The following is a 14,676-nucleotide window of genomic DNA, read 5'->3' on the forward strand; positions in this document are numbered from 1 at the left end:
GGTCAGGACACCTTCTCGAAGAGGGTGACGACTCCGGCGGTGCCGAGGCCGAGGTTGTGCTGGAGGCCGAGAGTCGCGCCCTCGACCTGGCGGGCTCCCGCGTCACCCCGCAGCTGCCAGGTGATCTCGGCGGTCTGCGCGAGACCGGTGGCACCGAGCGGGTGCCCCTTGGCGAGCAGGCCGCCGGAGGGGTTGGTGACGACGCGGCCGCCGTAGGTGTTGTCGCCGGCGAGGATGAACTCCTCGGCGCCACCCTCGTCGCACAGCCCCAGGCCCTCGTAGGTGAGGACCTCGTTGACGGTGAAGCAGTCGTGCAGCTCGACCACCTTGATGTCGCGGGGGTCAACGCCGGCCCTCTCGTAGACCTCCGCGGCGGCGGCCCTGGTCACGTCGGTGCCGACGAGGGACATCGCGCTCTTCTTGTCGAAGAGCCCGGCGGCGTCGGAGCGGAGCGCCTGGGCGGCGATGGAGACCTTCGGGGAGAGGCCATGGCTGCGGGCGAAGTCCTCGGAGCAGACGATCGCGGCGGCGGCACCGCAGGTGGGCGGGCAGCACTGGAGCCGGGTGAGGGGGCCGGCCATGTGCGGGGAGTCCAGTACCTCCCGCTCGGTGATCGGGTCGCGGAAAACGGCGTACGGGTTGTTCGCGGCGTGCCGGCGGGCCTTCACGGAGACCTTGGCGAAGGTCTCCGTCCGCATCCCGTACTTCTCCATGTACTCGACGCCGGCGGCGCCGAAGTACTGCGGGGTCATCGGTAGGGCCGGGTCGACGTCGTACACGTCCTTCAGGACGGCGGAGAAGTCCGTCAGTGGGTTCGGCCGGTCCGTCCACTTGGCGCCGAGGGCGCCGGGAGGCATCTGTTCGAAGCCGACGGCGAGGGCGCAGTCGACCGCGCCGCTCTCGACGGCCTGCCGGGCGAGCCACAGGGCCGATGACCCCGAGGCGCAGTTGTTGTTGACGTTCAGGACCGGCACGGCGGTCATCCCGAAGCCGTAGACCACGCGCTGGCCGCAGGTGGAGTCACCGTAGACGTACCCGGCGTACACCTGCTGGATCCTGTCGTACGAGAGTCCCGAGTCCGCCAGCACCGCCCGGACGGCACCGGCGCCCATCTCGTCGTACGTCTTGGCGGCACTGGGCTTGGCGAACGGGACCATCCCCACCCCGGCCACCAGCACTCTTCGACCCATGCAAATCTCCAGTCACTAGGTTATGGCAGATTCACTTTCTGACCGAGCAAGCCTTATGTCAAGGGCTTGGCTGCCAGACACGAATGATTCGACCCATTCACTCAGCAGTCAGTTTCGCGGCATCGCGCGCGGGGTTGACCAACAGCAGCGCGGCCAGCGCGCCGGCGATCATCGTCAGACCCAGGACCAGGAAGCCGTTCCCGTAGCCGAGCGCGATGGAGTCCCCGCCGTCCACCAACCGGCCGACGACCAACGGGGCCACGACCCCGCCGAGGCTGTAGATGCCGGTGACGATCCCGAAGACAGCGCCGCGCTGCTTCGCCGGCAGGACGTCGGCGAGCCCGGCGAAGGCAACCCCGTACCCCGCGGAGTTCAGACAGGAGCTGAGCACCAGCAGGACCATCTGCGGCACGCCCCGGTCCAGCGAGGAGAACGCGATGGTGCACACCCCGGAGACCAGGACCATCGCACCCGGCAGGACACCCCGGGTCACCCGGCTCCCCACACCCCGCCTGGTCAGCACCGCGGAGACCACACCCACGACGATCACCGCGATCGCCGAGCCCAGGTACGGGAGCGCGACCAGCTTCCCGGCCGTGGTCGCGTCGTACCCGAGCCCCTCCCGCAGATAGAGCGGCAGCCAGCTGACCTTGACCGAGGTGTTCGCGTAGGCGACGAAGAACAGCAGGCACATCCCGATGAGCGTGCCGGTCGAGAAGAGTCGCCGCAGCGGCACCCACTCGGGAAGCACCGGGCCGGCAGCTGCCGCACCGTGGCCCCCCTGCGCGTCCTCCGGGCCGGAGTCGCCGCCGACCAGCCAGAGCAGGGTGACCACGGCTCCGCAGACCGCCAGCACGGCGAACGCCGCGTGCCAGGAGTACGCGAGAATCACCCAGGTCAGTACGGGCGCGGCGATCAGCGGACCGATGCCCGCTCCGGCCACGACGATCGAGCTGGGAATCGCCCGCTTGTGCGCCGGGAACCACGAGTGCGCCACCTGCATGGCGAGCGCTGTGGTCGGACCCTCCGCGAAACCGAGCAGCACCCGGCAGGCGACGATCGTGGTGAAGCCGACCTGCGCGGCCATCGGCGCGAGGCTCAGGGCCCACAGGGTCGCTATACCGGCGAGGAGCCAGCGCGCCCGCACCTTGCCCCCGAGCCATCCGCCGAGGACGGATCCGACGGCGAAGAGCCAGAAGAAGCTGCTCTGGATGACACCGAAGCCGGCGTCGTCCAGACCCAGCTCCTCCTTCATGCCGACCCCGGCCAGCCCCACCACGACCTTGTCGGCGTAGTTGACCAGCATCAGGCAGACGAGCAGTGCGAGGACGATCCACGCCCTGCGCCGCACGGGGGCCCCTCGGCCCGCGGCCGAGCCTCCCGGCCTGGACCCGGACACTTCCTGCTGTTCGACGGCCATGACGGCGCTCCCTTGTCCAGCTGGGCAAATGTGGCTGGAAGTGAATCACTCCTAACTCTCGCGAACAAGGGATCAACTTGATATTGCCTGACACTGGACGTGTGGGTGAGTTCTCTCTAACTTGACAGAGTTCGACTCACACGGAGGTGACGATGTGAACGAGCTGCGCACCGACCTACCGGCACGCCCCCCACGTCCGGCCCACCGGCCGCCCGGACTCCCCCACGAACCCGCCAAGGAGGGCGCCGCCCGTGTCCTGCGCCACGCGGCGGAACTGCTCCAGCCCCGGATCCCCGCCTTCGCCGAGTCGGCCCTGACGGAGCTGCGCGGCGCCAGCTCGTACTACGGCAATCCTCTGCTGGCCCCGCCCGACCTCCGGGAGTCCGCCCACACCGCCCTGGAGTGCTTCGTCGGCGGGATGATCACGCCTGACCGAATGTCGGAGTCCGGCGAGTACGCCTGGCACACCGGCGGCAAGCGGGCGGAGGAGGGGGTGCCCCTCCAGGCCGTGCTGCACGCCTACCGGGTCGGGGGCGCCGAGATCTGGGACACCCTGGTCGCGCTCGTCATGCGCGACTGCCCCGAGCAGGGGCATCTGATGGCGTTCGCCGCCAACGACGTCTGGAGCCATGTCGACCGCGACACCGCCCTGGTCGTCGAGGCGCATCGGCGCGCCGCCGGCCGCCTGCCCGAGGACGACGCCCGCAAGCGGCTGCCCCTGCTGAAGATCCTGCTGAGGGGGTACACCGAGGTCACCCGGGTGTCAGCCATCGCCGTCGCGCTCGGCCTCCCGCTGCACGGGCGCTACGCGGTGATGCTGCTCCGTGGCGGCGACGCTGAACGCTCCGTCACCGAGCCTTCCCGCGAGACGCACGACGGGATGGAGCTGCACTGGTGCCCACAGGAGGAGGGCCTGGCCGTGGTGGCGCTGCTCGGCGACCGCTCAGTCGAAGACCTCGCGGCGGCGATCGCGATGCCACCGGGGCTGCGCGGCGGGATCAGCACCGTCGTACCCGGCCTCATGGAGCTCGGACGGGCACGGGAGCTCGCCGAGCTCGCCCTGACCAGCTGCTCGGCGGACGGCGAGCTCGCCCGCCTCGCGGACCGCCTGCCCGGGGCGTTCATCCTCGCCCGCCCCGACCTGGCCCAGGAATTCGCGGTCCAGGTGCTCGGCCCCGTACTGGAAGCGGATCCCGTGGAGCGCGATCAGTTGCTGGCCACGCTCGCGGCCTGGCTGGACTGCCAGGGCTCGACAGAGGAGGCGGGCAAGCGGCTGTACTGCCACCGCAACACCGTGCTCAACAGGCTGCGACGACTGGAACGCCTCACGGGACGGCTGCTGGCCCGGCCGCGTGACGTGGTCGACCTGTCGTTCGCGCTGGAGTCGCACCAGCTCGCCACCAGGACAGGCACGTGAGTGAGGCATAATTCACTTCCCGGCACACTTCCGCTCCCTCACGGTGCCGGCAGATGAGATATGCAGGGTGAGCCCGTGATCACAACACCGCTCCGGTGCTGTACTTTGCCCAGGTGACCGAAAGCGAGCGAGTGGGGATGCGGACCGAGGAAACCAAGCGGAGGAGCACGCGCAGACCTCCCGATCGCAAGGCCCGGATCGTCTCCGCTGCGGCCGACCTCTTCCGTACCCGTGGCTACCACAACGTCTCGCTGGCCGATGTGGCGAGCGAGGTCGGGATAACCGCTCCGGCCCTCTACCGGCACTTCCGCGGCAAGCCCGACCTTCTGCTCCACGTCGTGGACGCCACCGTCGCCGCTGTCGTGGCGTCCGTGGCGGCCGCGCCCGACCTCGACACCTACCTCCGCACCTCGGCCTCCGAGACCCCGGACCGCCGGGGGTCGGCCGTCCTGTGGCAGCGCGAAGCACGCCACCTGCCCGAGGACCGCCGCAAGGAACAGCGCCGCGCGCTGACCGGCGTCGCCGAGGGCATCGGCGAGCTGATCCACTCGGCGCGTCCCGAACTGGACCACGCGGACCGCCAGTTGCTGGCCTGGTCCGTGCTGGCCGTGTTCGGCTCCGTCTCCTGGCACCGCACCTCGCTCCCCCGCCGCCGCTTCGAGGAGCTGCTGTACCGCCTCGCGTACGCCGCGGCGCACTGCCCGCTCGGGACCAACCGAGAACAGGGGCCCGCGCCGTCCCCGGGCGGTTACGCCGGTCTCGCGATGTCCCGGCGCGAGGAGATCCTCGTCGAGGCGATACGACTCTTCGACGAGCGGGGCTTCCAGTCGGTGAGCACCGACGACATCGGCGAGGCCGCGGGCGCGACGGGCCCCAGCATCTACAAGCACTTCCCCACCAAGACCGACCTGCTGGTCGCCGCCGTGGTACGCGGCGGCGAGCAGCGTCGGGCCGGCACGGCGCAGGCGCTGTCCTGGCCGGGCACCCCGCGCGAGACGCTGGAGCGGCTGCTGCGCTCGTACGTCGAGTTCGCCGTGAGCCAGAGCCACCTGATCGGCCTGCTGATCGGCGAGCTCGACCAGCTGCCGGAGAAGGAGCGCAAGGCGGCTCGACAGACCCAGCGCGAGTACCTCGGACTCTGGGTGAGGCTGCTCGACGAGGTGCGCCCGGGTCTCGATCCCGCCGAGGCGAGGATCACCGTCGTCGCCGTCCTCACGGTCATCGACAACGCGGCCCGGACGGGAGCCTCCGGCGACCGCCCGGACCTCGCCGACCGGCTGATGGAGATCGGCACCGCCGTACTGCTGGCCGAAGGCCCGACCGACACGGCGTAGGAGTGTCGGTCTGCCCGCTCGCGGGGCCCCTCCCTCCGCTTACGGGGTCGCGATGTTGAAGTGCGGGTCGAAGGTCTCGACCACGGAGCCGAGGACCGTGAGCGCCTCCATGTCGCCCTCGGCGGTCAGTCCGTGCCGCTCGACTGCCTCGGCGGCGCGGCCGGGTTCCAGCAGGAGCCCGGCGAGCACCGCTTTCGGTCCCTTCAGGGACAGCTGCGCGTCATCGGCGTGGCCGGGGCGGGCGTTGAGGACGCCGTTGCGCACCCACATGGTCCAGTCGCCGCCGTAGTCGGCGAAGGTGAGGTTGACCCGGACGTCGACGTCGGCGGCCTTGGTCCCGTTGACGTGGACGCCGACGAAGTCGAAGAGCAGGTCGATGGGCATGGCCAGGATGGTGTCGAGGCTGTCGGTGTGGACCCCGCCCTCGGTCCGTACGCCCTCACGGAGCTCCTGCGCCGCGGTGAGGAAGATGGCCCGGTACTGGGGCACTTCGGCCTGGTAGCCGAGCTGTTCGTAGGCGTCGGCCTGGAGGTTCTTGGCCTCGGTGTCTTCGGGATCGGCGAAGACGAGGTGGTGCAGGACCTGGACGGCCCACCGGTAGTCGCCGCCGTCGATCGCGTCGCGGCCTTCCTGGAGGATCCTGTCGCGGCCGATGAGGTCGACGTGCCGCCTGGCGTGGTCCTGGGGCAGCAGCGGCATGATGGTGGCCGGGTCGCCGTCCCAGAAGCCGAGTTCCTTGTGGAAGACGGCGCGGACGTTGTGGTGCAGGCCGCCGTGGTAGTAGCGGTTGAACCACTTCCTGCCCAGCGTGTCGGGCAGTTCGACGATCTCGGCGGCCTCCAGCGGGGTCAGGCCCTGGTTGGCGAGGCGCAGCGCCTGGTCGTGGATGTACTTGTACATGTCGCGCTGGGACTCCAGGAACGCGACGACATTCTCGTTGCCCCACACCGGCCAGGTGTGCGGACCGTAGTGCACTTCCGCGTCGTCGCCCCAGCGCACCAGGGTCTCGTCCAGATAGCGGGCGAAGTTCCGGGCGTCGCGGGTACGGGCGCCCGGATGGTCTGGATGTTGTGCATGGTGTGGTTGGCGTTCTCCGCGCAGGTGAGCGCCTTGATCGCGGGGATCCAGATGTGCATCTCCTCCGGCGCCTCGGTGTCCGGGGCGTAGAGGAACTCGAACTCCCAGCCGCCGAGCGTCCGCGTCTCGCCCGTCCGGGTGATGAGGTCGGTGGGCGGGATGTAGCTGAACTTCGTGCGGAAGCCGTCGTCCTCCGAGCCGATGCCGCCGGTGACCACCCCGCAGTCGCAGTGCGGCAGCAGCAGCCCGAAGGTGTAGGCCATCCGCCTCGACATCGCGTTGCCGGTGATGACGTTCTCGCCGATGGCGTGCTTGTTGAACGACTCGATCGTGCCGGGCGCGACGATGGGGACCCTCCCCGAGGTGACGTCGGCCTCGTCGATGATCCCCTTGATCCCGCCGTAGTGGTCGAAGTGGGTGTGGGTGTAGCTCGCGGCCACCACCGGCTTGTCGTTCCCGGTCTCACGCCGGAACAGCTCCAGACCCGCCTTCGCCAGTCCGACGTCGGTCCCGAAGTCGATCACGACCAGCCCGTCGGGGGCGTCGACGATCGTGATGTTCGCGCTCAGCCGCACCTGATAGAGGCCGTCGACGACCTTGTACAGGCCCTCGCGCCTGATCAGCTGCGACTGCCGCCACAGGCTCGGGTTCACCGATTCGGGGGCCAGCGCGTCGTCCGTGACGTAGTCGAGCATCCGCGCGTCCCTCAGTAGGTCGCCCTCTTCGCTGTACAGCTTCTCCGGGAAGCCGGCTATGAACCCGCGGTCCACATCGGCGAAGTCGGCGCGGTGCTCCATTGCATACGCGGCTTCCGCGGCCTTGTTGATCTCGGCGGTTTAGGTGGACGCCTGCTGCGAACCGGCCACGATAGCCTCCATCCCTTACACGAAGCACCAGAAGTCACAAATCGAACAACTCGGACGATAGTAGGCGGCTCACTCCGTCGCCACCGCACCGCGTGATGCCACCGCCCCCGTTGTGCCGCGTCACATCGGAACCTGCGCCACGAGGGAGCCGACACACGATCGGCGGGCGAGGCCGTGGCCGGGACCCGTACCCCTGGACGTCGATCTCACCGGCGCCGCATGCTGCGGGCCTCCGGCCTGTGCGAAGCGGGGCGACCCGCCCGGGAACGTCCGCCGCCACAGGAGCCCGTCACCGCGGCTCCGCGCGACGATCAGCCGCTCACGGCCGGCCTCTCCTCTCGCTCCGTACAAGAAAGCGGGCCTCATGAGCTCGTCATCTCCACCCCATCCCCCGTCCCCGCCTCCGACAGCGGCGCCGCCCGGCGCACTGGAGGTCCAGGGCCTCTCCGTGACGTACGGACGATCGGTGACCGCGCTCCACGACGTGTCGCTCAGCGTCCCGGCCGGGGGCATCGTCACGATGCTCGGTGCGAACGGAGCCGGCAAGTCCACCCTCCTGCGCGCCGTGTCCGGCACCCTGCCGCTGCACTCGGGCTCCGCGAGCGGGGGCCGCGTCGCCTTCGGCGGAGTCACCCTGACGGGCCGCCCGGCGGCCGACGTCGTGGCCGCCGGCGTGGTACAGGTGCCTGAGGGCCGTCGCGTCTTCGCCGGGCTGTCCGTCGCCGACAACCTCAAGGCGGGGCGCCTGGGCGTCCGCGCCCGAGGCCGCGAGGACGCCCGGCGGGCCACCGCCGAGGTGTACGAGCTCTTCCCGGTTCTCGCCGAGCGGCGGGGGCAGGCCGCGGGCCTGCTCTCCGGCGGCGAACAGCAGATGCTCGCCATCGGGCGCGCCCTGATGGCACGCCCCCGGCTGCTGCTGCTCGACGAGCCGTCCCTCGGCCTCGCGCCCCTCGTGGTCGCCAGGATCGCCGAGGTGGTCCGGCACATCAACGCACAGGGCACCGGCGTCCTGCTGGTCGAACAGAACGCGGCCCTCGCCCTGGAGCTCGCGGACCACGCGTACGTCCTGGACGTCGGGCGGATCCGGCTCGAAGGGCCCGCCGCGGAGCTGTCCCGCTCCGACGAGGTCCGCCGCCTGTACCTCGGTGAGCGCCCCGAGGGCGACGACGAGCCGACTTCCGACGACGAGGAGACGGCATCCGTCGCCCCGCTGGGGAGGTGGTCCCGTTGATCCGCGACCTGCTGCGTCGTGCCCCCTCCCCCGCGACCGCGTCCCCGCACGACGAGGTGCCGGCGCTGACCGTCGAGGACGTGACCGTACGCTTCGCCGGCCTGACCGCCCTGGACGGCGTCGGGTTCACCGTCGCACCGGGCACCGTCCACGCCTTGATCGGCCCGAACGGGGCCGGCAAGTCCTCCTGCTTCAACGTCCTCTCGGGGGTCTACCGCGCGGCGAGCGGCAGCGTGCGCTTCGGCGAGGCCGAACTGACCGCCCTCCCACCGCACCGGATCGCCGCCCTGGGCGTGGCCCGAACCTTCCAGAACATCGTCCTCACCCGGGGAACCGTCGCGGACAACCTGATGCTGGGCCGCCAGACCCTGACCCGGGCCGGCTTCACCGCCACGGCGCTGCGCCTCCCGAGCGTGGTGCGTGAACAGCGCGAGCACCGCGAACGGGTCCGGGAGATAGCTGAGTTCACCGGCCTCGGAGCGCTCTTCGACGCACCCGTCGCCCTGTTGTCGTACGGGGACCGCAAGCGGGTCGAACTCGCCCGGGCGCTCTGCATGGAGCCCCGGCTGCTGCTGCTCGACGAGCCCGTGGCCGGGATGAACACCACCGAACGCCTCGGCATGGCCCGCACGATCGCCCACATCCGGGACGCCCTCGGCATCTCCGTCCTGATCGTCGAGCACGACATGGGGATGGTGATGCGGATGGCGGACGAGGTGACCGTCCTGGACTTCGGCCGCCGGATCGGCGGCGGAACGCCGGAGGACGTCCAGCGTGATCCGGCGGTCGTCCAGGCGTACCTGGGCGGCGACCCCGCCGACACGGCGGCCGACGCCGCCACCCCGGCACCCGCCCCGGATTCAGCCCCTGAACCCGGCGCCCCGCACATGAAGGAATCCCCATGAACACGCTGGCCCAGACGCTGTTCAACGGCATGGCCCTCGGCTCGGTCTACGCCCTCGTGGCCCTCGGCTTCTGCCTCGTCTTCAAGGCGTCCGGCGCGGTGAACTTCGCCCACGGCTCGCTCCTGCTACTGGGCGGCTATCTGGTCGCGGTCCTGCACGAGCCGCTCGGCTTCGCCGGCGCGCTTGCCGTCGCCGCCGCCGGGACCGCCGCGGCGGCCGCGGTCGAGGCCCTGGTCCTACGCCGGGTGGCGCGGGCGAACGGTCCCGCCGTGCCGACCATCCTCACGATCGGCGTCGACATCCTCCTGCTCACCGAGCTCGCCCGCCGGATCGGCGGCGATGTCCTCGGCACCGGCGACCCCTGGGGAGCCGAGGTCCTCACGATCGGCGGCGTGACCGTCGCCCAGGCCCGGTTCTACTCGCTCCTTGCCGCCGCCCTCCTGGTCGGCGCGTTCCTGGCGGCGTTCCGCTGGACGGGCTGGGGCCTGTCCATGCGCGCGTACTCCTCCGACGCCGAGGCCGCAGCCCTCATGGGCGTACGGGGCGACCGGCTGCGCATGAGCGCGTGGCTGCTCGCGGGTGCGCTGGCCGCGGTGGCCGCCGTGTTCCTGGCGGCGTTCCCCGGCACCGGCATCGACCGGACCACCGGACAGATCGCCCTCGCCGCCTTCCCCGCGGCGGTGCTCGGCGGACTCGGCTCGGTCGGCGGCGCCCTGCTCGGGAGCGTGGTGGTCGGCATGGCGGAGGCACTGGCCACCGGCTACCAGCAGCAGTTGAGCGGTCTCGGCTCCGGGCTCGCCGAAGTCGTCCCCTACGCCGTGATGGTGCTGATCCTGATCGTCCGGCCGCAGGGCCTGCTCGGAGCCAAGGAGTCCACCCGTGTCTGACCGTTCCGCGAAGGCCCATACGTCCGTGACGGACCGCGTGCGCGCCCTCGGCCCCCGGCGGATCGCCGCCCTGGCCGGCTGCCTGCTGCTCCTCGCTCCGCCCCTCTACCTCTCCTCCTTCTGGCTCCAGACCGGACTGTTCGCCATGGTCGCGGTGATCGCCGCCATCGGCCTGAACCTCCTGGTGGGAACGGCCGGACAGCTCTCCCTCGGCCACGCCTTCTTCCTCGCGGTGGGGGCGTACGGCTACACCTGGCTCGCCGACGACACCCACCGCTCGGGGACGGCTGACCTCTCGGGCCTCGGGCTTCCCCCACTGCTCGCGTTCGTCGCGGCGGTGCTGCTCGCCGGTGTCGCGGGCGCCGCCTTCAGTCCGCTGTCGGGGCGGCTGCGCGGCATGTACCTCGGGGTCGCCACGCTGGCGCTGATCTTCTTCGGGCACCACGCGATGCTCAACGCCGAGTCGTACACGGGCGGTTTCAACGGCCGGACGGTCCCCGAGATGGAGATCCTCGGGCTGAGCCTGGGCGACGCCGACGACGGCCTCGCGGTGCTCGGAGTGCCCTTCGGCGGACTGGAGCGTCTCTGGTACTTCGGCCTGGTGCTGGTCGCGGTGGCCGCCCTGGCGGCCAGGAACCTCCTCAAGGGCCGTCCCGGCCGGGCCCTGGGAGCGCTGCGCGACAGCGAGGTGGCCGCCGCCGTTATGGGGGTCCCCGCCGCCCGCTACCGCGCCGCGGCCTTCACCGTCTCGTCGATGTACGCCGGCGCCGCCGGAGCGCTCCTCGCCCTGGCCGCCCAGCGGGTCGTGCCCGACTACTTCAGCCTGCTGCTGTCCATGGACATGCTCGCGATGATCGTGATCGGCGGTCTCGGCTCCGTCGCGGGCGCGGCGGCCGGAGCGGTCTTCGTCAGCGTGCTCCCACAGCTGCTCGCCCACTACTCCGACGCCCTTCCGCTGGTGGTGTCCGCCGGTTCCGCCGAGCCGGGCCTCGGCTCGGCCGACGCCGCGCGCTTCCTCTACGGCGCCGCGCTGGTCCTGACCCTGGTCTTCGCCCCGGGAGGGCTCGTCAGCCTCCGAGGCGGGCGGGCCGCCCGCGCCCTGCGGGGTCTGCCACGGCCGCGTCGCCCGGCCCCCACCCTGCCGTCCACCTCCCCCCAGCCTTCCGCCGGTGCCACCACCGGCGGCGACACCCTCAAGGAGCACACACCGTGAACCGCAGAAAGTTCCTCGCAGCCGCCGCCGCGGCCACCTCGCTGGCCGTCGTCCTGGCCGGCTGCAGCACCAAGGGCGGCGAATCGGCCGCGACCACCGACAAGTCGGGCATCAAGACAGGCCCCGGCATCACGAAGGACAAGATCAGCGTCGGGGTCCTCACCGACCTGAGCGGGCCGGTCGCGCCCCTCGGCAAGAGCGCGCTGCAGGCCGAGCAGCTCTACCTGAAGCAGGTGAACGTCGCGGGCGGCGTCTGCGGGCGGACGATCGAGCTGGTGGTGCGCGACCACGGGCTCGACGTGCAGAAGGCCGTCGCCGCCTACGCGGAGATCGAGCCGCAGATCGCGGCGCTCGGCCAGCTGAGCGGCTCGGCGCAGACCGCGGCGCTGCTGGACGGCATCGAGAAGGACAAGCTCCAGTCGATCCAGATCGGCGCCTCCGGGACCGTCCTCGGCAAGCCCCACCTGCGCCTGATGGCGAGCACGTACGACATCGACATGGTCAACGGGGTCGGCTTCCTGGTGAAGGCCGCGAAGCTGAAGAAGGGCGACAAGGTCGGTCACGTCTACGTCGAGGGCGAGTACGGCGGCAACGCGGCCGAGGGAGCCGAGTTCGCGGCCAAGAAGGCCGGTCTCACGCTCGTCGCGCAGACCGTGAAACCCACCGACAAGGACCTGACCGCGCAGGTGACCGCCCTGCGCGCAGCGGGCGTCAAGGCCATCGTGTTCAGCGGCGTCCCGGCCCAGACCGCGTCGCTCGTCGGCGTCGCCGCCGCCACCGGCCTGAAGGTGCCGGTGCTCGCCAGCGCCCCGGCCTACGTGCCTCAGCTGCTGGCCACGCCGGCCAAGCCCGCGCTGGAGAAGATGCTGTACGTGGCCAGCCCCTGGCCCGCCCTGAGCGTCGACACTCCGTCGGTGAAGAAGCTCGTCGACGACTACACCAAGGCCTACCCCAAGGACCCGGTGAACCAGGCGGCCCAGGCCGGCAACGCCGCCGGCTCCCTCCTCGTGGGCACCCTCAAGGCGGCCTGCGAAGCGAAGGACCTCAGCCGCGACGGCATCAGCAAGGCCCTGCGCAGCCTCACCGCGTACGCCGAGGGCTTCCACGAGCCGCAGAACTTCTCCGACCCGGCCAAGGCATCCAGCACGAAGACGTACATCGCCCAGCCCGCCGCGGGCGTCCCCGGCGGCATGAAGCAGATCCAGGACGCCACCGAGGACCCCTGGCTCGCCGAGTACCTCGCCGCACACGGCGGCTGATACGTCGGGCACGAGGTGACACGACCGCACGAGACGCCGAACGGCGTCTCGTGCGGTCGTCGTTGCGCGCCTGCCCTGCTGCTGGGCAGGGGTCCGGTTCCATACGGGAGCCGGCGTCCGCGGCCTGCTCCAGGCCGGTCCGGCCATATCCCCGCCTGCGCGCTCAGGTGGACAGCGCGGTGGACACAGCCCTGGGAGCGGCGAGTCCGCAGGGGACTCGCCGCTCCTCCGGAGGCCCCGCCCAGAGGGCTCGGTCAGCCGGCCAGCTTGATCCGCAGGATGCTGCCCGACGCCTGAGTGACGTAGAGGACCCGGCTCTGGTCCTCGCCGGGGAACTTGCTGAACCGGACACTGGTGGGGTTGTCCAGGAAGGCGTTGGCGACCACGCAGTGGCTGCCATCCGCCGGGTTCACCCGCAACAGCTTGTCGGAGAGGAAGCCGACCGCGTACAGATAGCCGTCCGGACCGTAGGTCAGGTCGTCGAGGCCTTGGGTGGCGACCATCGAAAGCCTGGCGATGACCCGGGCCTGGGCGGGGTTGGCCAGTGGAATCGCGGTGATCGGCGAAGTGGGGTCAGCCGTAGAGGTGGCGTAGAGGGTGTCGCCGACCACCACGGCGCCGTTCAGGCCCCACTGATCGGCCGCCTGGCTCCAGGCGGTGTCCAGCGAACCATCAGGGCGGATCTTCACCACGCCGTCGTGGGGGCCCGCCTGGGTGCTGCCTGCATTGGTGACGTAGTAGTTGCCCTCCGCATCAAACGCCCCGCCGTTGGCCATCTTGAGGCCGCTGACGAAGCGCACCCGCGGCGACGCCGCGTTCTGCGGGTCCAGTCGGTCCACCGCCGCCCGCCCGCTCTCCTGCAGTACCTGCTCCGCCAAGCCGTTGCCGTGGTTGACGTAGAGCTGGCCGCCGTGGATGCGCACCGCCCCGGGGTTGTCGGCGTAGCGGGACTCCAGCCGGATACCGGCGGAGTTGTACCGCTCCAGCTGGTCTCCGGTGTTGTTGCTGACCCACATCGTGCCCTGGGCGTCGAAGGCCAGGTTCTCGTACCAGTGGGTGAGGACGGTGCCGCCGTGGTGGAAGACCGAGAGCTGCTTCTGCAGAGCGCCCGGGCAGGGCAGATCGATGGCAGCCGCCGGGGACGCGGAGGCAACGACCGACGAACCGGTCACGGCAGCTGCCACAAGCAGGCCGGTCAGTCTTCGGCTGTGCCGTACAGCGCAGCGGATCATATTTAGCATGTCCATGCCAATTCTATCGTGGAGGTTCAGGACCACCCGCCATGTTCCAGCGGCCACCGGCGGCGCGACAGGGGGATCGCGGCAAGCTGCCCCAAGTCTGTGGGGGATCACACCGGCAGCGCGGCGACTTGGGTGCGGGCACCGTCGCAGCCGTCGCGGCGGTCGTGAGGTCCGACAGGTCGGCGGCACACTTGACGCCCGACCAGCACACCGAAGCCCGGGTTCTCCCGAGCGTCTTCGGCGAGGCGCACCAGGAGGCGCGCACCTGCGGGTCCGCCGGATGTTCCGTGATGTGCGGAGTACGGGTCGCCCGCCGGGGCGCACAATCAGCGGGACTGTGACGCGTGGCACTTTTCGCGGCCTGCCGTTGTGCCGGCCCACCGGATTCGGCACGGGGGACCGTCGGTCGCGCCATAAGTCTTGTCCGGGCACGGGGAAGCGACTGATGGTCTCCTCAGCAATTCAGCACCCGCCGCACGCCTGGTCAGGCCTCCTCTGCGCATACGGGAGAGGCCAGGACCGCTCTCGCGTCGGCCGCCCCCCAAGAATGGAGCCATCCATGAACGGACGTTCGCTTGCCACGGCCCGCCGGCCGTGGGCCCGTGCTTCCGCCGCGCTGGTCGTCGCGTTCGTCGC

The 14,676-nt window shown here is 70.9% G+C and carries 12 protein-coding genes; 7 read left to right on the forward strand and 5 right to left on the reverse strand.

Features of this window, described 5'->3' with window-relative positions; genetic code table 11:
- Positions 1 to 2: 2 nt before the first annotated feature.
- Complete coding sequence (locus tag IE311_RS35380; RefSeq protein ID WP_189836003.1) at positions 3 to 1,190, reverse strand: lipid-transfer protein; 1,188 nt, start codon at positions 1,188 to 1,190, stop codon at positions 3 to 5.
- Between the two features lie 97 nt (positions 1,191 to 1,287).
- On the reverse strand, positions 1,288 to 2,541 hold the full coding sequence (locus IE311_RS35385) for an MFS transporter (protein ID WP_229902366.1): 1,254 nt from the start codon (positions 2,539 to 2,541) through the stop codon (positions 1,288 to 1,290).
- A gap of 223 nt (positions 2,542 to 2,764) precedes the next feature.
- On the opposite strand from IE311_RS35385, the gene IE311_RS35390 reads away from it, so the two are divergent.
- Both IE311_RS35390 and IE311_RS35395 read left to right on the forward strand, forming a co-directional pair.
- The gene (locus tag IE311_RS35390; RefSeq protein ID WP_189836005.1) at positions 2,765 to 4,027 is read left to right on the forward strand and encodes a PucR family transcriptional regulator; all 1,263 of its coding nucleotides are present in this window, start codon (positions 2,765 to 2,767) and stop codon (positions 4,025 to 4,027) included.
- A 113-nt stretch (positions 4,028 to 4,140) separates the two neighbouring features.
- Positions 4,141 to 5,361 carry a TetR/AcrR family transcriptional regulator gene (locus IE311_RS35395; RefSeq protein ID WP_229902367.1) on the forward strand — a complete coding sequence of 407 codons (1,221 nt, stop codon included), beginning with the start codon at positions 4,141 to 4,143 and terminating at the stop codon, positions 5,359 to 5,361.
- Positions 5,362 to 5,400: 39 nt separating this feature from the next.
- On the opposite strand, the gene IE311_RS37010 is transcribed toward IE311_RS35395, so the two are convergent.
- On the reverse strand, positions 5,401 to 6,261 hold the full coding sequence (locus IE311_RS37010; RefSeq protein WP_229902368.1) for an alkyl sulfatase dimerization domain-containing protein: 861 nt from the start codon (positions 6,259 to 6,261) through the stop codon (positions 5,401 to 5,403).
- Complete coding sequence (locus IE311_RS37015) at positions 6,210 to 7,235, reverse strand: MBL fold metallo-hydrolase (protein ID WP_229902369.1); 1,026 nt, start codon at positions 7,233 to 7,235, stop codon at positions 6,210 to 6,212. Before IE311_RS37015 ends, IE311_RS37010 begins: the two co-directional genes overlap by 52 nt.
- Before the next feature lie 433 nt (positions 7,236 to 7,668).
- Here IE311_RS37015 and IE311_RS35405 point away from each other — a divergent pair, with 433 nt between their 5' ends.
- The 5 genes from IE311_RS35405 to IE311_RS35425 are packed head-to-tail and all read left to right on the forward strand — an operon-like array spanning position 7,669 to position 12,799.
- The gene (locus IE311_RS35405; protein ID WP_189836006.1) at positions 7,669 to 8,535 is read left to right on the forward strand and encodes an ABC transporter ATP-binding protein; all 867 of its coding nucleotides are present in this window, start codon (positions 7,669 to 7,671) and stop codon (positions 8,533 to 8,535) included.
- Positions 8,535 to 9,440: an ABC transporter ATP-binding protein gene (locus IE311_RS35410; protein ID WP_373314033.1), complete on the forward strand. Its 906-nt coding sequence runs from the start codon at positions 8,535 to 8,537 to the stop codon at positions 9,438 to 9,440. Before IE311_RS35405 ends, IE311_RS35410 begins: the two co-directional genes overlap by 1 nt.
- Positions 9,437 to 10,327 carry a branched-chain amino acid ABC transporter permease gene (locus tag IE311_RS35415; protein WP_189836007.1) on the forward strand — a complete coding sequence of 297 codons (891 nt, stop codon included), beginning with the start codon at positions 9,437 to 9,439 and terminating at the stop codon, positions 10,325 to 10,327. The genes IE311_RS35410 and IE311_RS35415 overlap by 4 nt, the downstream gene beginning before the upstream one ends.
- Positions 10,320 to 11,540 (forward strand): branched-chain amino acid ABC transporter permease, encoded by a 1,221-nt coding sequence (locus IE311_RS35420; protein WP_373314032.1) that lies wholly within the window; start codon positions 10,320 to 10,322, stop codon positions 11,538 to 11,540. The genes IE311_RS35415 and IE311_RS35420 overlap by 8 nt, the downstream gene beginning before the upstream one ends.
- On the forward strand, positions 11,537 to 12,799 hold the full coding sequence (locus tag IE311_RS35425) for an ABC transporter substrate-binding protein (protein ID WP_189836008.1): 1,263 nt from the start codon (positions 11,537 to 11,539) through the stop codon (positions 12,797 to 12,799). Before IE311_RS35420 ends, IE311_RS35425 begins: the two co-directional genes overlap by 4 nt.
- Before the next feature lie 254 nt (positions 12,800 to 13,053).
- Here the strand turns inward: IE311_RS35425 and IE311_RS35430 are convergent, their stop codons facing one another.
- A complete protein-coding gene (locus IE311_RS35430; protein ID WP_189836009.1) occupies positions 13,054 to 13,983 on the reverse strand; it encodes an SMP-30/gluconolactonase/LRE family protein in 930 nt (309 codons plus the stop codon).
- Positions 13,984 to 14,676 lie beyond the last annotated feature (693 nt).

This window comes from Streptomyces zaomyceticus, from assembly GCF_014656215.1.
Classification (GTDB): domain Bacteria; phylum Actinomycetota; class Actinomycetes; order Streptomycetales; family Streptomycetaceae; genus Streptomyces; species Streptomyces zaomyceticus.